The 19535-nt window shown below is 41.7% G+C and carries 16 protein-coding genes; 11 read left to right on the top strand and 5 right to left on the bottom strand.

What is annotated here, in order from left to right:
* Position 1: 1 nt before the first annotated feature.
* The gene (locus NG55_RS11970) at positions 2–1534 is read left to right on the top strand and encodes a pyridoxal phosphate-dependent decarboxylase family protein (protein WP_005269954.1); all 1533 of its coding nucleotides are present in this window, start codon (positions 2–4) and stop codon (positions 1532–1534) included.
* Between the two features lie 88 nt (positions 1535–1622).
* Here the strand turns inward: NG55_RS11970 and NG55_RS11965 are convergent, their stop codons facing one another.
* Complete coding sequence (locus tag NG55_RS11965; protein WP_065343373.1) at positions 1623–2678, bottom strand: aromatic ring-hydroxylating oxygenase subunit alpha; 1056 nt, start codon at positions 2676–2678, stop codon at positions 1623–1625.
* Positions 2679–3081: 403 nt separating this feature from the next.
* Here NG55_RS11965 and NG55_RS11960 point away from each other — a divergent pair, with 403 nt between their 5' ends.
* The gene (locus NG55_RS11960; RefSeq protein WP_065343372.1) at positions 3082–4512 is read left to right on the top strand and encodes an aldehyde dehydrogenase family protein; all 1431 of its coding nucleotides are present in this window, start codon (positions 3082–3084) and stop codon (positions 4510–4512) included.
* A 72-nt stretch (positions 4513–4584) separates the two neighbouring features.
* Here NG55_RS11960 and NG55_RS11955 read toward each other — a convergent pair whose 3' ends face one another.
* Positions 4585–5070, bottom strand: a complete 486-nt coding sequence (locus NG55_RS11955) for an Lrp/AsnC family transcriptional regulator (protein WP_004652123.1) — start codon at positions 5068–5070, stop codon at positions 4585–4587.
* Between the two features lie 135 nt (positions 5071–5205).
* Between NG55_RS11955 and NG55_RS11950 the strand changes: the two genes are divergently transcribed.
* Entirely contained in the window at positions 5206–6927 is a 1722-nt protein-coding gene (locus NG55_RS11950) for an alpha-keto acid decarboxylase family protein (RefSeq protein ID WP_065343371.1), read from the top strand.
* Between the two features lie 137 nt (positions 6928–7064).
* Complete coding sequence (locus tag NG55_RS11945) at positions 7065–8447, top strand: amino acid permease (protein WP_065343370.1); 1383 nt, start codon at positions 7065–7067, stop codon at positions 8445–8447.
* A 52-nt stretch (positions 8448–8499) separates the two neighbouring features.
* Here the strand turns inward: NG55_RS11945 and NG55_RS11940 are convergent, their stop codons facing one another.
* Positions 8500–8949 (bottom strand): SRPBCC family protein, encoded by a 450-nt coding sequence (locus NG55_RS11940; protein ID WP_016541298.1) that lies wholly within the window; start codon positions 8947–8949, stop codon positions 8500–8502.
* Between the two features lie 355 nt (positions 8950–9304).
* On the opposite strand from NG55_RS11940, the gene NG55_RS11935 reads away from it, so the two are divergent.
* The 6 genes from NG55_RS11935 to blp2 all read left to right on the top strand — a co-directional run bounded on the left by NG55_RS11935 (position 9305) and on the right by blp2 (position 17638).
* Positions 9305–10336 (top strand): substrate-binding domain-containing protein, encoded by a 1032-nt coding sequence (locus tag NG55_RS11935; RefSeq protein WP_065343369.1) that lies wholly within the window; start codon positions 9305–9307, stop codon positions 10334–10336.
* Positions 10337–10435: 99 nt separating this feature from the next.
* Positions 10436–11815, top strand: coding sequence for a phosphate ABC transporter permease subunit PstC (gene pstC, locus NG55_RS11930; protein WP_005208295.1), 1380 nt, complete (start codon positions 10436–10438; stop codon positions 11813–11815).
* Positions 11812–13206, top strand: coding sequence for a phosphate ABC transporter permease PstA (gene pstA, locus NG55_RS11925; protein ID WP_065343368.1), 1395 nt, complete (start codon positions 11812–11814; stop codon positions 13204–13206). The genes pstC and pstA overlap by 4 nt, the downstream gene beginning before the upstream one ends.
* Before the next feature lie 14 nt (positions 13207–13220).
* Positions 13221–14135 carry a phosphate ABC transporter ATP-binding protein PstB gene (gene pstB / locus NG55_RS11920; protein ID WP_065343367.1) on the top strand — a complete coding sequence of 305 codons (915 nt, stop codon included), beginning with the start codon at positions 13221–13223 and terminating at the stop codon, positions 14133–14135.
* Positions 14136–14281: 146 nt separating this feature from the next.
* A complete protein-coding gene (gene sohB, locus NG55_RS11915) occupies positions 14282–15244 on the top strand; it encodes a protease SohB (protein WP_023271504.1) in 963 nt (320 codons plus the stop codon).
* Between the two features lie 252 nt (positions 15245–15496).
* A complete protein-coding gene (gene blp2, locus NG55_RS11910; protein WP_065343366.1) occupies positions 15497–17638 on the top strand; it encodes an Ig-like repeat protein Blp2 in 2142 nt (713 codons plus the stop codon).
* A 30-nt stretch (positions 17639–17668) separates the two neighbouring features.
* Here the strand turns inward: blp2 and NG55_RS11905 are convergent, their stop codons facing one another.
* Positions 17669–18301 (bottom strand): DUF2238 domain-containing protein, encoded by a 633-nt coding sequence (locus NG55_RS11905; protein WP_065343365.1) that lies wholly within the window; start codon positions 18299–18301, stop codon positions 17669–17671.
* Positions 18302–18339: 38 nt separating this feature from the next.
* Positions 18340–18690, bottom strand: a complete 351-nt coding sequence (locus tag NG55_RS11900) for a hypothetical protein (protein ID WP_016541306.1) — start codon at positions 18688–18690, stop codon at positions 18340–18342.
* A 146-nt stretch (positions 18691–18836) separates the two neighbouring features.
* Here NG55_RS11900 and NG55_RS11895 point away from each other — a divergent pair, with 146 nt between their 5' ends.
* Positions 18837–19442, top strand: a complete 606-nt coding sequence (locus NG55_RS11895) for a GNAT family N-acetyltransferase (protein WP_065343364.1) — start codon at positions 18837–18839, stop codon at positions 19440–19442.
* Positions 19443–19535 lie beyond the last annotated feature (93 nt).

The following is a 19535-nucleotide window of genomic DNA, read 5'->3' as shown; positions in this document are numbered from 1 at the left end:
CATGGTTGATTTTGCAGAACATCGTAAAGCGTTACTCTGCAATGATGCTCAATCTATTGCTGACTATCAGTCAGCAATGGGCGAGGCGGTAACTGCCGTTTCAGCATGGTTGCAAAATGATAAAATGTACACTGGTGGTAGCATTAAAGATTTGCGCGAAGCAATCTCTTTTGCACCTTCAAAACAAGGTTTAGGTGTACAGCAATCATTACAACGTATGGTTGAGCTTTTCCTCAACAAAAGCTTAAAAGTACATCACCCACATTCACTTGCACACTTACACTGCCCAACCATGGTGATGAGCCAGATTGCGGAAGTGTTGATCAATGCAACCAACCAATCGATGGATTCATGGGATCAAAGCCCAGCGGGTTCTTTGATGGAAGTTCAACTCATTGATTGGCTTCGCCAAAAAGTGGGCTATGGTGCAGGTCAAGCAGGTGTGTTCACGTCTGGCGGTACACAGTCAAACTTGATGGGTGTATTGCTGGCACGTGACTGGTGCATCTCGAAAAACTGGAAAGACGAAAATGGTAAGCCATGGTCGGTTCAGCGTGATGGTATTCCAGCAGAAGCAATGAAGAACGTCAAAGTCATTTGTTCTGAAAATGCACATTTCTCTGTGCAAAAGAACATGGCGATGATGGGGATGGGCTTCCAGTCTGTTGTCACTGTTCCTGTGAATGAAAATGCACAGATGGATGTTGATGCACTGGAAAAAACCATGGCGCATCTTCAGTCTGAAGGCAAAATCGTAGCCTGTGTTGTTGCAACTGCAGGTACGACAGATGCTGGTGCGATTGATCCACTCAAGAAAATCCGTGAAATTACCACGAAGTATGGTTCATGGATGCATATTGATGCAGCTTGGGGCGGTGCACTGATTCTTTCAAATGACCATCGTGCAATGTTAGATGGAATTGAATTATCAGACTCAATCACGCTTGACTTCCATAAGCATTATTTCCAAAGCATTAGCTGTGGCGCTTTCTTGTTGAAAGACGAAGCAAACTATCGCTTTATGCATTATGAAGCAGAATATTTAAACTCTGCGTATGACGAAGAACACGGTGTACCTAACCTCGTGTCTAAATCATTACAAACGACACGTCGTTTTGATGCATTGAAATTATGGATGACGGTTGAAGCATTAGGCGAAGAGCTTTATGGTTCGATGATTGACCATGGTGTAAAACTAACACGTGAAGTTGCAGATTATATTAAAGCAACAGCGGGTCTTGAATTGTTGGTTGAACCACAATTCGCTTCAGTCCTGTTCCGTGTGGTACCAGAAGCTTATCCGGCTGAATTTATCGATAGCTTGAACCAAAACGTGGCAGATGAACTGTTTGCTCGTGGTGAGGCGAATATTGGTGTAACCAAAGTCGGTAATGTTCAATCATTGAAGATGACCACTTTAAGCCCAGTTGCAACGCTTGAAAATGTTCAAAACTTGCTTGCACTTGTGTTGGCAGAAGCTGATCGTATTAAAGATGCAATTGCTGCAGGAACTTATGTTCCAGCGATTGATTAATTTCAATTTGGTAGACGCATCAAACTAAAAAAGAGGTCTTGAATAGACCTCTTTTTTATTGCCTATTAAAATTGAATTTAAGCATAGACTAGGCCGCAAAAATTGGATTGAATCCCATTTTTCTTAAGAGTCGGCGATACATACTTGAGCTACGGTCTGCTGGAAAATGTGCTTCCATCGATAAATCCAGGGGGAGATATTCAGGTTTCTGGGTTTCGACAATCAGTCGATCTTCTTCAAAAATCTGTAAATTAAATGCATAAGCATCCTCAACAGGTAAATCCTTGTCATAATTACGGCAGATTGGTGCAAATAACCGAGTTTGTCGCGCGCTTACAGGAGATGCCGCATTCATGATCACCTGCTTGCTTTGATTCGGAAAATGGATGGTCAGTGTTGCCGTAAAAGGCAGACTGATTTCAAAATGTCTGAGCCAGTTGAAATTGTCCTGCCCACGTTGCACTGTGCCAATCGGATAGCGTCCGACACTGCTGATATAATCCGCATCGAAGCCATAACTGGTTTCTGTGGTGCTATAGTCTGGTACTTCAACATCATCAGGGTCACCAAAACTATCAGGATGTACCCACGCAAAATGGGCAACATCAATAAATCCTTCCAGTTGCCGACCGGCAAAACAATTTAAATCGACAAAGGGGCATAGCAGTTGTTGGTAGTCTGCATCCTCCCAGTAGGGCATGTTAGGAATAACGGGTTGCTCATTCGGGCGAGCTGCTAAGCAACACCAGATCAGTCCATACTTTTCAGTGGCGGCGTAGGTTGTTAGATCAAAGCGTTCAGAGATTTTATGCTGAGGATGTGCTGGAATGCGATTACATTTGCCCGCATGTCCAAAGCGTAATCCGTGGTAGCGACACACAATGCCTTGCCCGTCATGACGGCCTAAGCTAAGAGGAACCCCGCGATGTGGGCAAACATCTTTTGCAACAATCAGTTCATCTCCCATTTTGTAAATTACCAGTGGCATATCCAGCAACATGGCTGCTGTTGGCTGTTCTGAAATATCACGGGCGAGCGCAATCGGATACCAGTGCTGAGCAAGCAGCTGCCAATCATGCTCTGAAAATGTCATGTGTACAGGTAAATCCGTATGCTTAAACGTTGTAATCACTTTGCTGTTCATCTTTTTATCTTCTGGCGCATTTGTATTGAATATAGCGAAGCCAGCTGTTCTAAGAAATTTCAATTAATTGAATGAAGTGTCGTAACTTTTAGAACGCAGAAGCTGAGATGGTATTACATAAAGGCATGCATTTGGCTTGCTGTTTAGTTGTATTCTGTCCAGAGCCTGTTGGATGGTTTTTTATAATGACATGGTAGAAAATTGTCGCTGTTCTGCACAAACTGTGCATCTTTAATCTAAATCAGAAATAATTATGCATAAACTGTGATGCACAAATTCCATATTGTAGTGATAGATGCTCAATATTTTGATGGATAGATGTCATCACTTTTGCACTTGAGACCCAGAGCTGAGGTCGAATCAGGCAAAACATCATGATTACAATGAATAGAAGGAACAAGGCATGCAACACTTGAATATGCAAAACCAATTTAAACTCATTATTAACGGTCAATCTTGTCTCGGTGAAGCAGGCGAACTTGAGATTATCAATCCTGCAACAGCTGCTGTTGCAGCAAAGTGTGCGCAGGCTTCGATTGCACAAGTGAATCAAGCGATTGCGGCGGCAAAGCAAGCTTTTGGAAGCTGGCAACACAGTTCTCATGAGGAGCGCAAAAGCATACTCAATAAGATTGCGGATGGAATTGAACAACATGCCGAAACTCTGGCAGAGTTGATCGTACTCGAGCAAGGTAAACCATTGACGCTAGCCCAAATGGAAGTGCAGGGTGCGATTGGCTGGACACGTTATACCGCAAGTTTAGACATGCCGATTGATATTATTGAAGATAGTGAACAGAAACGAATTGAACGTCATTATCAGCCCTTAGGTGTGGTGGCTTCGATTACGCCGTGGAACTGGCCGTTGATGATTGCGGTGTGGCATATCATGCCTGCCTTGCGTGCGGGCAATGTGGTGATTAATAAACCATCTGAATTTACCCCCTTAGCGACGTTAAAACTCTGTGAAATTATTCAACAAGAAGTGCCTGCGGGTGTGATTTCAATCTTAGTCGGTAAAGGCGACGTCGGTGAGACATTATCGACTCACCCTGATATCGCCAAGGTGGTTTTTACAGGCTCGACCAGGACGGGTCAGCACATTATGTCTGGTGCGGTAAAAACTTTAAAACACTTGACCTTAGAGCTGGGTGGCAATGATGCGGGGATTGTTTTACCTGATGCCGATCTTGATCAAATAGCCAAGCGTATTTTTAACGTCGCATTTTTAAATGCTGGGCAGACTTGCGCTGCTTTGAAACGTTTATATGTGCACGAAAGCCAATATGACGCGCTAGCACAAAAACTGGCCGATATTGCCAATGCCCAAAATGTTGGAGATGGCATGGTAGCAGAGACTACTTTTGGGCCCGTGCAAAACCAGATGCAATATCAAAAAGTAAAAGCCTTAATTTCTGATGCACTTGCGCAAGGTGCCAAGGCTTTGTCGGGTGATCAGACGGTGCCTGAGCAAGGCTATTTTATTGCACCAACCATTTTAACTGGACTGGATGAAAGTTGCCGCGTGGTGCAAGAGGAGCAGTTTGGCCCAGTGTTACCGATTCTAAAATATCGTGAGATTGATGATGCGATTGCACGCGCCAATGCCAGCGAATTTGGCTTAGGTGGTTCAATCTGGTCTTCTGATTTAAAAGCCGCGCAATTTTATGCATCGCAATTACAATGCGGCACGGTCTGGGTCAATACCCATGCAGAGATTGTTCCACATGCACCGTTTGGTGGCTGGAAAATGTCAGGCCTTGGTGCTGAGTTCGGTTTGGAGGGTTTGCTGGAAAATACAGTAGGACAAACTGTACATATCAATAAAATTTAAACCTTCATATTTTTAAGGCGGATCTAATATCCGCCTTTTTCTTTTTATGCATGGTGCTGCTTAAAACGAGGTTTATGTGGCTGGATGGTAGCTGTGACCCTTGGATTTGCTGAGAAAGTGATTCTGTTCTTTGATTTTTTTTAACACAATGTAAGATTTTATGTGACCAATAAAACCATAAGACAGTAGTCGCTCTGTGACGAATTGGGACAGCTGTTCCAGATTTTCTGCGACGACTTTTAAAATAAAATCAGCATCGCCGCTAATTGAAAAAGCATCTTGAATATTGTCCTCAGCTTCAATTAAGTCCTGAAAGGCTTGCTGTGACTTGGCCTCGTGAATGCGTAAGTTAATGTGAATCATTGCGGTGACCTCCAGGCCTAAAGCTTGTTGGTGGATGCGGGCGGCATAACCCAAGATCACGCCTTTTTGCTCCAGTAACTGTCGTCTTCTGGAACATTGTGAAGCTGATAAACCGATTAAATCTCCAACTTCCTGATTGGTGAGCCGTCCATTCTTTTGTAGGGCCTGAATGATTTGCCAGTCGAACTTATCCATTGCATAAAATCCTTTTATGATACACAAATATTGTATTTTTATTAAAATGCGTTTTTATTATGCACGAAATTTAACAGGTAGATGAAATATTATTTTTCTATGGAATAAAAAATTGACTTGAAAGGATGTAGAGCAATGTTCATAGAAATCGGTGATTTTTTAAATCTTCGTCTAAAACAAATGGGTATCCAACATCTGTTTGGTGTACCTGGTGATTTTAACCTTTCTTATCTCGAACAAGTTGAGGCAGATGCCCAACTCGAATTTATTGGTAATTGTAATGAATTAAATGCGGCTTATGCGGCTGACGGTTATGCACGGATCAACGGCTTTGCTGCTTTGACAACGACCTATGGGGTCGGTGATTTAAGTGCGATTAATGGCATTGCAGGTGCTTATGCTGAGAATGTACCAGTGGTGCATATTTCAGGGATTCCGCCTTTACATGTGGTGCAGAAAGGAACTCTGGTTCATCACACGCTGGTAGATGGTAACTACGACAACATCATGAACTGCATGAAAGAGTTCACTGTTGCACAGACCCGTCTAACCCCAGCCAATGCCGCCTCTGAAATTGACCGTGTGTTACGTCAATGTTTCCTTGAACGTCGACCTGTACATATCCAGTTGGCATCGGATATTACTCACGTCAAAATTGAAGTGACAGATCGTTCACTCGATTTATCTTATCCGAGGGTTGAGCCAGAGCTGTTGCAAAGCGCAGTCAGCAAACTGTGCGAAGTGATTGCACAAGCCAAACGACCAGCGTTGCTGATTGATAATGAAGCCTCTGTTTTTGGAGTGACATCGTTGCTCAGTGATTTGTCACAAAAATGTTCGATTCCCTTTGCCAGCATGCTGACGGCTAAGAATATTATGGATGAAGGTTCACCGCGTTATGTGGGCACTTATGTCGGTGGGGCGAGCCAAGAACATGTGCGCAATACCATTGAACAATCAGATTGTCTGATTGGGATTGGTGTGCGTTTTACCGATGTCGGAACAGGGGTGTTTACTCATCAAATCGCCACTGAGAACTATATTGAAATGAAACCGTATGGTTTGACGATTTTCGGTCAAGATTTTCCAGGGATTGAGATTGGACAACTTCTGGTTGAGTTGAATAAAAAAATTGCACCACGGAAACTGAGCCAACCGATCATTGAGAAGCAAGCGCAACAAATAATCAATGCGCCTGAACAGCAAAAACTCAGTCAAGACATCCTTTGGAACTACGTTGAACGTTTTCTCAAAGAAGATGATGTGATTATCGGTGAAGTCGGGACTTCTAACTCAGCCTTGGCGGGGCTAAAACTACCGGCAACGGCAAAATATATTGCTCAACCGCTCTGGGGTTCAATTGGTTATACCTTACCTGCTTTATTAGGCAGTTTGTTGGCCGCACCTGAACGCCGTCAAATCCTATTTATTGGTGATGGTTCATTCCAGCTCACCGTACAGGAACTTTCGACTATTATCCGTCATGGTCTCAAGCCAATTATTTTCTTACTCAATAATGGGGGCTATACCATTGAACGTTTGATCATGGGCGAAAATGCGGCCTATAACGATGTTCAGGACTGGAAATATAGTGAGATTCCACAAGTATTCAATGGTAGCCAGGACTATAAAAGCTGTGTGGTAGAAACTGCAGGGCAGTTAAAGCAGGTTTTGGATAATATGCATCAGTTCGACGGAATGACTTTTATTGAACTTAAACTCCCAGCCATGGATGCACCATCCAGTTTGAAAAAATTTGCGTCAGTGATTGCACGCTTTGATTACGGCGACCGAGGCTATGAAATCTTAAAACAGCGTGCCCAAGTATCGCCGTGTAAAAAAGCGATTTCCTTCTGATCTGAAGGAAAGTCAAAAATCTTCAAATTTATAAATTGATAAGAGAGCGAATCAGATTCGGAGCTTCATGCTGAGCTTCGAATCATGCGCTGTATAAAAGGTGTACAGGATGTGACACACACATTGGAGATAACATGATGGATGTAAACAATAAACATGAGTTAAAACAAGGATTGTCCAATCGGCATATCCAGCTGATTGCGCTTGGTGGTGCGATTGGTACAGGATTATTTTTGGGTCTGTCGCAAACCATTAAACTGGCAGGGCCCTCTATTTTATTGGGTTATGCGATTGCTGGTGTGATTGCTTTTTTAATTATGCGCCATTTAGGAGAAATGGTGGTTGAAGAACCTGTGAGTGGTTCATTTAGTTATTTTGCCAATAAATACTGGGGCCGTATGGCAGGCTTTATGTCGGGCTGGAATTATTGGGTGCTGTATGTGTTGGTCAGTATGGCTGAACTGAGCGCCATCGGGACCTTTATTCAATTTTGGTGGCCAGATGTGCCCACTTGGCTGACCGCCTTGGTGTTCTTTGTGTTGATTAATGCGATTAATCTGGTCAATGTGAGATTCTTTGGTGAATCTGAGTTTTTGTTTTCCTGCATTAAGATCGTCGCGATTTTAAGTATGATCGGTTTTGGTGCTTATTTATTGCTTTCTGGCTCTGCAGGTCCACAGGCGGGTATTGCCAATTTATGGCAACACGGTGGCTTTTTTCCACATGGCACGCATGGCTTTATTATGGCACTTGCAGTGATCATGTTTGCCTTTGGTGGGCTTGAACTGATCGGGATTGCCGCCGCAGAAACCAAAAATCCTGAAACCACCATTCCGAAAGCCGTCAATCAGATTGTGTACCGTATTTTGATTTTCTATATCGGTGCAATCGGGATTTTACTGTGTCTTTATCCATGGAATATGGTGGCAGAAGGGGGCAGTCCTTTTGTGTTGATCTTTCAGTCTTTGAACAGTAACGGCGTTGCCAATGTGCTCAATTTCGTGGTGTTGATTGCAGCAGTTTCTGTTTATAACAGTTGTATTTATTGTAATAGTCGCATGTTGCATGGTTTGGCCGAACAGGGTAATGCACCTGCGATATTGAAAAAAGTGAATGCGCGTGGAATTCCTGTTGCTGCGGCGATTGTCTCTGCTTCGGTTACGGCGGTATGTGTGTTGGTCAACTACTTAATTCCGGGTGAGGCCTTTCAGTTATTCATGATGCTGGTGGTTGCGGCACTGGTGATTAACTGGTTAATGATTTCCGTCACCCATTTGAAATTTAATAAAGCAATGCGCCTGAAACAACATCAGACCAAATTTAAAAGTATCTGGAGTCCATGGAGTAATTATCTCACCATCAGCTTTGTCTGCTTTATTTTGATTATTATGGCGATGACCCCTGATATGCGTCTGGCTGTGATTCTCGGACCGATCTGGCTGGCGATTTTAGCGATGATGTATGTCTTTAAATATCGTAAAAAAATGCTGGTTCTGCCCGAAGCACAGTCCAATCTTTAAATAAAAAAGGCACAGCAATGTGCCTTTTTTATTACATCAATGCTGTATTGACCTAGAAGGGTGGAAATTTGTCCTGAACCAGATGGAGTTGAATTCCATGTTCTAAATAGGCTTTCAAACTATCCACGACCGTGGTAAAGCCACCTGTACTATCAATCACAAATTGCATCAGCTCATCGCCTTGTAAGGGGATATTATAATTTTGAATTCTGAGATAAGTTTGATTGTCATTGATCGCTTCAAAGATAAAATCCACCGTACTGGTTGGTTCACCCCACTGAATCTGAATCAATTCATTGGCAATGATTTTTGTCACCTGTACTTTTGCTGAAACTTGGTATTTTTCCCAAGTCCATTCAACGGTTTTTCCTTGTTCGAGTGACGCCGTTGCTGAACTAAACCAAAACTTTGAGGTGATTTCAGGATCAATAAATGCTTCAAAAACGCTATGGATTGGTTTACGAATCAGCATTTGTGTTTCAATGATGACAGGATTTAGCATTATATCTGTTCTTTTTGATAGGGAATTGTCATAAAACATATATAAACTGGCTGCGCTGCCCAAGATACTTTTTGTTAAGCAGAATCAGCAGCTGTTCTTTTTAAATCCATAAAATTCAATATTTAAACGTTATCTTTTTACACTAACCGAGTTTCGAGCTGCAAAAATAAAGCAGAACATGTGAATTTATGACGAATAATTTTCTAAAAATTGAGCTTAAGAAATGGCTATCACAAAAGCGTCATAAAGTTGTCACTTAATTGTCATATTATCTGCTCAAAATGCAGTTAACCAAAGTACAACACTTAACTTAAAAAGAGTTGTAAACCAAATTGCATAAATGAGAGAAAACAGAATGCGCTTAAATCCACGTCACATCGCAATTGCATTAGCTGTATCTGGGGCAACTGTAGCAACGACTGCAAATGCAGCTCGTGATACGATTCAAATTGCTGGTTCATCTACTGTATTACCGTTTGCAAGTATTGTTGCTGAAGAGTTTGGCAACACATTCCCACAGTTCAAAGCACCGGTTGTTGGTTCAGGTGGTACGGGCGGTGGTTTGAAACAATTCTGTCAAGGTGTAGGTGATAACACCATCGACATCGCAAATGCTTCACGTCAAATTAAAGACACAGAACTTGATGCATGTAAAAAATCTGGCGTAAACCAAGTACAAGAAATTAAAGTCGGTTATGACGGTATCGTATTTGCATCAAATGTTAAAAAAGCGGCATATAAATTAAAACCAGTACATGTATTCACTGCATTATCTGCACAGCTTCCTTCAAATGGTAAATTAGTTCCAAACCCATATACAACATGGAACCAAATTGATAAATCATTACCAAATGAGCCGATCACTTTAGTTATTCCTGCTTCTAACCACGGTACGCGTGAAGTTTTCCAAGAGAAGATGGTTGATGCCGGTTGTGAAGCATTTGATTACTACAAAGCTTTAAGCAAAGATGATCAAAAGAAAGCATGTTCAACCTTCCGTAAAGATGGTCGTGTGATTGAAATTGCGGGTGACTATACTGAAACTCTAGCTCGCTTGAAAACGTCTCCAAATGCAGTCGGTGTATTTGGTCTAGGTTTCTATGATTCAAACCGTGATAAATTACGTGTAGCGACTGTAAATGGAGTGACGCCATCAGAGAAAACTGTACTCGATGGTAGCTACCTTGTTTCACGTCCATTGTTCTTCTACGTGAAAGGCGAGCACTTGAAATCAATCAAAGGCTTACCACAATTCACAGAATTCTTCTTAAACAAGAAAATTTCTGGTAAAGGTTCTAAATTAGAAAAAGCGGGCTTGATTCCTTTAAGCGACAAAGAGCGCGCAAAAATCCTAGCTGATTTCAAAGCGGGTAAATCAGTTAAGTAATATTGTTAAAAGGGAGGCTGGTGAGACGTTGGATCATCAGCCTTTTTGTCTAGCTAAGTTTTTTCAAATCATGAAAATTGAGAAAACAGTGGAGATTACATGAATCTGCTACTTATCGGTGTGTTATTAGCCCTTGTGGCAATTGCATATCAAATCGGGCTGAGCAAAAGCCGTAACCTAGCAGGTAAGGGAAATAACTCAGCAACACTACATTCTCGTCCAGGATATTATGGGGCGTTGGTTGCTTTGTGGTGTGGTATTCCTGCTTTTTTAATTTTGATTATTTGGAATTTGGTTGAACCAAGTATTTTACAACATATTATTTTCAATAATATTCCTGCATCTGTGAGTTCAACTTTAGATGCGGCAGGTCGTGATGTTTTAACCAGTCGAGTGCAAGCAATTGCTTCTGGTTTCGGGGTAACAGATCAGCCAGCAGCATATGAAGTTGCAGCAGCACAACAACTTGCTAAATTCCAGACCATTGGCTCATTTGCAAAACTTGCAGTGGTGATTAGTGCTGGACTTGCGGGTTTAGTTTGGGCAAAGCGTCATGTGAGCCAACAATTCCGTGCACGTAACCAAGTCGAAAAAACCATTAATGTTGCTTTGATCCTATGTTCTGGTGTCGCAATCTTGACAACAATCGGTATTGTTTTATCGATGTTAAAAGAGGCGTTACACTTTTTCCATTTTGTCAGTCCAGTTGACTTCTTCTTTGGTACCGAATGGAATCCAGGCTTTAGCACCTCAGGAAATGCAGAAGGTAGCTACGGCATCTTACCGCTGATTTGGGGGACCTTAATGGTCAGTGGTATCGCATTATTGGTTGCGGTGCCGATTGGCTTGTTGGTTGCGATTTATCTGGCTGAATATGCATCGCCAAGCTTGCGTTCTTGGGCAAAACCTGCGATTGAGGTTTTGGCGGGGATTCCAACCATCGTTTATGGTGTATTCGCCTTAATGGTTATTGGCCCATTCTTTAAAATAGTGGGTGAAAGTGTTGGTATCAATATTAATGCGACCAGTGCCCTAACCGCAGGTTTTGTAATGGGCATTATGATTATCCCATTCGTTTCCTCATTGTCTGATGACATTATTACTCAGGTACCTCGTGCATTACGTGATGGTTCTTTGGGCTTAGGTGCAACCAAATCAGAAACGATTCGTCAAGTGGTTCTACCTGCTGCTCTACCAGGGATTACAGGGGCATTTTTACTTGCCGTATCCCGTGCTGTGGGTGAGACCATGATTGTGGTGCTTGCAGCAGGAAACAGTCCATTGTTGCATGCAAATCCATTTGAAGCAGTTTCGACAGTAACCGTTACGATTGTGAAGCAATTAACGGGGGATACTGACTTTGCCAGCCCACAAGCACTGGTGGCATTCGCCCTTGGTTTAACGCTGTTTGTGATTACTTTGGGTCTAAACATTATTGCACTGTACATCGTGCGTAAATATCGTGAGCAATACGAATGAGTTCATCAAATACATCTCCTCTGGATCCGAACCTATTGGATCCTCAAGTAGCTGCTGAACAACGTGAGCAGCGTAAAAGAAAGATCCAAAGTTCTTTGGCTAAGCGTCATCGTAAAGAAAAAACCTTTCGCTTCGCAGGTATCTCGGCGGTTGTGATCGCGCTGGCATTTGTTGCCTTACTATTTGGTAGCATCTTGGCGAAAGGTCTGCCTGCTTTTTGGCAAAGCAGCGTGACCGTTCCAGTTTATTTTGATCCAGCGATCATCAATGTTGGGGCGAAGCCAAAACAAACTGCTGGTGAAACCCCAGCTCATTTTGAAGAGCGCATGGTCGCTTGGCAAACTGAAATGGGTATGGTGGACTGGGATGCCTTGATCGTAAATGGCATCGTTGCTAAAAACAAAGCCTTAGAGTCTCAACGTGATTATCTGAGCAGCTTATATACCAGTTCTGAAGCATACCGTTTGCGTGATATGGTGCTGAAAAACCCTGCGCTGATTGGAAGTAAAGAAGAGATTAAGTTCTTAGCCGACGCCAATGTCGATGTGTGGTTAGCAGGTAATATTGATCGTAGTTTACCTGATGACCAGCAACAGCTTGAACCTGAAGTGCGTCAACTGGCAGATCAGCTAAAAGCGGAAGGAATTATTACAAATACCTTCAATACCAACTTGTTCTTTAGTCCAGATTCTCGTAGTTCACCTGCAACCAGTGGTTTAGCCGGCGCATTCATGGGGTCATTATTCATGATGATGATCGTGATTGTGATCTCGATTCCAATTGGTGTTGCCAGTGCAATTTATCTTGAAGAGTTTGCACCAAAGAACATGATGACGGATATTATTGAAGTCAACATTAATAACTTGGCTGCTGTTCCTTCAATTGTGTTTGGTTTACTGGGTGCTGCAATCTTTATTGGTTGGATGCAGTTGCCATTATCAGCACCCTTAGTCGGTGGTTTGGTACTGAGTTTGATGACTTTGCCGACCGTGATTATTACCACACGTGCATCACTAAAAGCGGTTCCACCTTCGATTCGTCAAGCTGCTTTAGGTTTGGGTGCATCGAAAGTACAAACCATTTTCCATCATGTATTACCTTTGGCGTTACCTGGCATTATGACAGGTGCGATCATTGGGGTTGCACATGCGCTGGGTGAAACTGCGCCATTGCTTTTAATCGGAATGAGCGCTTTCGTTGCAAGTGTGCCAACCACACCACTCGATCAAGCGACAGCATTGCCAGTACAAGTTTATTTGTGGCAAGGTAATGAATTACGTAACTTCTTCGAAGGACGTACTGCAGCAGCGATTATTGTTTTACTAGCGTTAATGATTGGTTTGAATAGCCTTGCCATTTGGCTCCGTAAGAAATTTGAAGTGCGTTGGTAATTGAGGAGAGTACAATGAATACGATTGATATTATGAACGCCGTAGAAAAGGATAAATCAGTGAATCCACAGCAAACAGAATTTACGTCATCTGAAGCGCAAGTTCAGCAATCAAATACTGCATTTGTCTCTCAGTTTGAAACGGCTTCTTCAAATAAAAAGCCAAAAACCAGTGAAGTAAAAATCAGTACCAAAGATGTTCATGTTTACTATGGTGAAACTGAGGCAATCAAAGGAATTGATCTTGATGTTTACCAAAATGAAGTGATTGCCTTCATTGGTCCATCAGGTTGTGGTAAGTCGACATTCTTGCGGACCTTAAACCGTATGAATGACACCATTGATAGCTGCCGTGTGACGGGTAAGGTGACTTTAGATAATCAAGATATCTATGATCCAAACCTTGATGTAGTGTTATTGCGTGCACAAGTCGGCATGGTGTTCCAAAAGCCAAACCCATTCCCGAAATCAATTTTTGACAATGTTGCTTATGGTCCGAAATTGCATGGTTTGGCGCGTGATAAATATGACCTAGAAGAAATTGTTGAAAACAGTTTACGTAAAGCGGGTTTATGGGACGAAGTCAAAGATCGTTTGAGTCAGCCGGGTACAGGTCTGTCAGGTGGACAGCAACAGCGTTTATGTATCGCACGTACCATTGCAGTGAGTCCAGAAGTGATCTTGATGGATGAGCCATGTTCGGCGCTGGATCCAATTGCGACCGCGAAAATTGAAGAATTGATTTCTGAATTGTCTGAACAATTCACCATTGCAATCGTTACCCACTCTATGCAACAAGCAGCGCGTGTATCAGACCGTACCGCTTACTTCCATCTGGGTGATTTGATTGAGGTGAACTCGACTGAGAAAGTGTTTACCCAGCCAGACCATCAGTTGACGGAAGCGTATATTACGGGTCGTTTTGGTTAATCCGTTTCATTACAAACAAAAGAGCCTTCGGGCTCTTTTTGTTTATATAAATGAAAATGAATCTATTTTGCAAAATCGCTATTGAATTTTTATTGAGCAGACCACATCTTAGAACAATAACGCCGAACTTATAGAGCACATACTTCATGTTATTCCATTTACCTAAGTTTCCTGCTGAAATTCGTATTAGTCATCTCAATGCGCGTGTGAATGAACAAAGAAAAAGAATTGCGCAAACCACCGCCTCTCGTTTTGAATTATTACAACTCGTTCAACAGCTTGCCAAAGAAGCTAAAATTCGCAAGAAGAACGATCAAAAAATTTATGTCCTTGACTTTAAAGGCGATGTTCAAGCGTCTGCAGTCGATACCATCCGTGAAGAAATTACCTTGATCTTAGCGACTGCTAAAGCAGGGCATGATCGTGTCGTCGTTCGTTTAGAAAGTCCTGGCGGAATGGTGCATGGTTATGGTTTGGCCGCTGCTCAATTGGTGCGTTTACGTGATGCAGGTTTTAATGTCACCATCTGTGTTGATAAAGTTGCTGCAAGTGGCGGCTATATGATGGCATGTATTGCCAATGAAATTATCTCTGCACCTTTTGCAGTGGTGGGTTCGATTGGTGTGGTTGCACAAGTACCGAACTTTAATCGTTTACTCAAACAGCACAATGTTGATTTTGAGCTGTATACCGCAGGTGAATATAAACGTACCGTGACCATGTTTGGTGAAAATACCCCAGAAGGCAAGGCCAAGTTTGAAGAAGAGTTGCAGCAAACCCACTCCTTATTTAAGCATTTTGTTGAGAAATATCGTCCACAACTTGATGTTGCTAAAGTTGCAACAGGCGAGCATTGGTATGGTGAAGATGCACGTGAATTGAACTTGGTAGATAAGCTACAAACTTCTGACGAATACCTATTAAGCTTGTTACCAAAACACGATATCTATGTGATTAATACCCGTAAACGCCCAACCTTTGGCGAAAAACTGGGATTGCAGGCAGCTCAAATGGCTGAAAGTTTGATTCCTACGGTCATGAATAAAATTACAGATAGTTTGGCAAAGGCAAATAGTACATTGGTACAAATGCGTGATCCGAAATTTTAATAATTTACACGCTATAAAGAGCATAAAAAACCAGCCTAAAGGGCTGGTTTTTTATGTTTGATCTTGTAGATTTGGGGTGGAGTTCACCGCTAGATTTGAACATTTGGTGAATTAAACAAACATGACAAAACTATTTGATCGAATAGATTGTAGCAATAGCGATCATTTGATATTTTAACTGCAAGATGAATTACTTAATTATTCATTAACCGAAAAAGTATTTAAAAATATAATTGATAAGTGAGCATAATAATGACAAGAGTCGTCGTTTTTTCAAAGAAAAATTCGAATATTCTACAAGATGCGCAATTGAAAAGTGTGGTACTCGACCAGCCTTCGATCGTACAAATTGGTGTGAATCAAGCCGATATTAAATCCATGATCAAACAAGGTAATGACCTTGTCATTACACTAAAAAACGGTGAAAAAATTATTGTCAGTGATTTTTATAGTGCTGAAAACTTAACAGAGCATAGCCTTGCAGTTGCGAAAGATGATGGGACTTATGCGGTCGCAGAATTTGATGATTCTGGAAAATTTGTTCGTTATACCCCAGCGACATCACTGACGCAATTTGCATATACAGATGCAGTGACACCAGCTCCTCAACCTCAGAATGTGGATCAGGATTCGGCGATTAGTAAGTTACAACTCTTAAAAGTAGGTTTGGCTGCTTTAGTGGCAGAAGGTGTGTATCTATTAGCGGTAAAAGATGATGATGACGATAAAAATAAAAGTAGTAACCAACCGATTGATATAACACCACCTGCTACACCAACTGCGAGTTTAGGTACAGATACACAAACGATTACGGGTAAAACCGAAGCGAAAGCCAAAATTGAAATTAAAGATGCAGCTGGGAAAGTGATTGCAACGACTCAAGCTGACGCCGAAGGAAATTACACGGTTAAGTTGGATCAACCTTTGGTGAATGGCGGCAAGGTCAGCGTGACTGCAATTGATGGTTCGGGGAATACTTCTAAAGCCACTGTTGTGACAGGAAATAAAGATACCATTGCACCAGATGCTCCGACGGCACAACTGAATGCAGATGGAACCATTGTTACAGGTAAGGCCGAAGCCAATGCTAAAGTTTCCATTTATGATGCAAATGGCACGCTATTGGGTAGCGTGATTGCAAATAAAGCAGGACTGTATTCCATTAAAGTTTCACCGGCTTTAACCAGTGAAAAAGGTGGGACGGTTGTCGCTGAAGATGCAGCCGAAAATAAATCTACACCAACTAAAGTGGTTGCAGGCAAAGATACTTTAGCGCCAGATCAACCTTTTGTGGATGTCAATAAGGAAGGTTCATCTATTCAAGGTCGAGCAGAGGCGAATAGCAAGGTACAGATCAAGGATGCGGATGGGAAAACCATTGGTACTGGAACAACAGATGCACAAGGCAAATTTCAGATTACACTTTCACCTGCCTTAGCTGCAGATAAAAAGGCAACCATCATTGTCGAAGATGCGGCAGGCAACCAATCTAAGCCACTTGAGATTACTGCTGGAAAAGACACCATTGCACCCGATAAAGCCGTTGCTGAAATCAATGCAGCAGGTGATTCAGTGACGGGTACAGCGGAAGCAAATAGTAAAATTGAAATTAGAAGTGCGGATGGGAAAACACTGTTTGGTTCAGGTACTGTTGGTGCGGATGGAAAATTTAGCATTACCTTATCATCGGCTTTAACCGATAAAAATGTAGGGAAAGTTTATATCATTGATGCAGCTGGGAACCGTTCCGATGCAGTCGATGTGGTAGGGACAAAAGATACCATTGCGCCGAATAAGCCGATTTTGCAAACCGTGATGGATGATGTGGGTGCTGTAAAAGGTGCAATCGCGGCAGGAGGGGATACTGATGACAGCAAACCGACTTTGGCTGGTGTAGGTGAAGCAAAAACTGTTTTGACGATTTATGACAATGGTCAACCGATAGGTACAGTAACAGTGGGAGATAATGGAAGGTGGAGTTTTGAAGTTAAGCAAGATTTAAGTGTGGGGCCACATAAAATCACCTTAACCTTGACTGATGCAGCAGGCAATATTAGTGAAGCGAGTGATGCATTTAGTTTTAATGTGGTTGCACCTGTAGTGAAAGCCTCTTTGGCCGATGCGATTGATTTGGGTGCTTTACAAACCCAACACGCTGAACCTGTTTCCGAATCAAACAATATTGAGAAACTGAGTCTAAATACCTTATTGTCTTCTTCTGAGCCCGTATCAAATCAGTTGGATGGGGTTTTGAACCAATTGCTGATAGGACAAAATCCAACTCCTGCAACCAGTCATTCTGGAAATGCTGATTTAACCCATCTTGATTATGCAGCAAGTTTAAAAGCTGATCCTTTAGACCAGCTTACTGTATTGCAACATTCGATTATTTAAACTGTATTTATATTTTGAGAGCGTCTATTTTTAAGTAGGCGTTTTTTCTTTGAGGAGTTGAGTGATTCCAATCAAGATAGCTCCGACGGTTGCAAGGCACATATCTTTATGTGCATCCCAAATATCACCTTGCTGGCCATTATAGTTTTCGGCATCTTCAGGGGATAAACCAATCGCGATCCACCATTCAATTAATTCATAAAACATGCTCGATGCCATGACAAATTGAATCACCAGCAGAAATAGGGTCAAAGGTTTGGCAGTCGGTAACCAAACTTGAAAACAGCGATAGAAAAGTGGATAGAGCAATAGACCATAAGCAAAATGCACCAGTCGGTCATACATATTACGCGACCAACCCATGGTTTGATTTAAGTCAAAGTGGAAAAGGTTTTCAATCCACTCATTATAAGGCACATAAGAGTAGAGGTAGTGTGCCCCTAAAATATGAATCAGAAGAAAGCCAAGATAAAGACAAAAACTATAAAAACTAATGCCAATCTTTTTCAGCGTGACAATGAGGGCAATTAGCATCAAAACGGTACCCGCTTGGTGTAGCAAATAAGCCTCAAACTCAAGCGGTTGGATGCTTGCAATTGCCACCACCAGCAGCACTATCGCAAGCGCAATATAATGTTTTAAACTCAGTTGTTGTTCGATCATACTGTATCCTAAATACAGTCAGGCAAGTTTTATTGCTCTTACTCTGTCGTTTTTACAGCGATTGTTTCTTTGGCTGTAGAAACGCCACCGAGTGCCTGACATGCTTGTTTATATAATTGATATTTTTGTTGTACAACTTCATCGAGCGGAATGTCAAAGAGATCTTCACCATTTTTATATTGTTCAATATATGATGCCGCTTTGTCTTTATTGGCAGCCAGTGATTGTTGATAAAAATTTGAAATAGAAGAGGTTGCTAACTCACTGGATTCAATGTTATGACACTGAAAACCTTGTAAGAGTTTCTCAGCGCGTTTTAGTTCGCTAGATTTTCCAAAAATACAACCTGATAAGCTCACGGTGGCAATGAGCAGGAACAAAAGCTTCATGATCGATAGAGTAGAATTTTAAAGGTGCTATTATTGTATATAAGGTGAATTTTATAAATTAATTATTTATGTCTAACACGATAAAATTTAATCTTTTTTTACTTTGCACATCTGATTGCACAAAAATTAAATAGACGGGATTTAAAATGAAAATAAGAAAAGCGCAACGGCGAGATGTTGATGCCTGTGTACCTTTAATTTATAGCGCAGCGGTTTCGTTGTTTGATTATATTTATCAACATAAGCAGATCAGCGCAGAACAATTCATTCATCGTGAATTCCTTTCAGGACAAGGTTATACCAGTTATCAGTTGCATTGGGTGGTCGAGCATCATGAGAAGGTGGTTGCAACAATAGCCTGTTATGGCAAAAAGGATTTATTGAGTATGGATCAGGGTAGCCTTAAAAATATCTGGGCCATTTATAGACTTGGATTTCCTCGTGTTTTGTCTCGAGTCTTACAGGCAGGTTCAGTTGTAACTAAGCCCAGTGACTCATGTTTGCATATTGCTAATTTTGGTGTCCATCCTAATTACCAAGGTCAAGGCATAGGCTCTTTATTGCTACAACATCAGAAGTGTTTAGCTCAACAACAAGGGTTCACTGCATTATCTTTAGATGTCTCACAGAAAAATCCAAATGGGCAGCGTCTATATGAGCGGATTGGTTTTAGCGTTGAAAAAGAAACTAAGTTTAAAGATGCTAATAACAGTGTTATTCCAAATGGTCGTCGAATGGAATGGTGGTTCTAAATTTAAGCGGGTGGAATGAAGATAAAATATTCAATCGGTTGATATAAAATGATTTTTAGCGTTATGCTAAATAAGGCGTCATCAACACATCTT

This window comes from Acinetobacter gyllenbergii, assembly GCF_001682515.1.
GTDB classification, from domain to species: domain Bacteria; phylum Pseudomonadota; class Gammaproteobacteria; order Pseudomonadales; family Moraxellaceae; genus Acinetobacter; species Acinetobacter gyllenbergii.
Note: the sequence above shows the minus strand (reverse complement) of the source record. Positions and strands in the feature narration are given on the sequence as shown.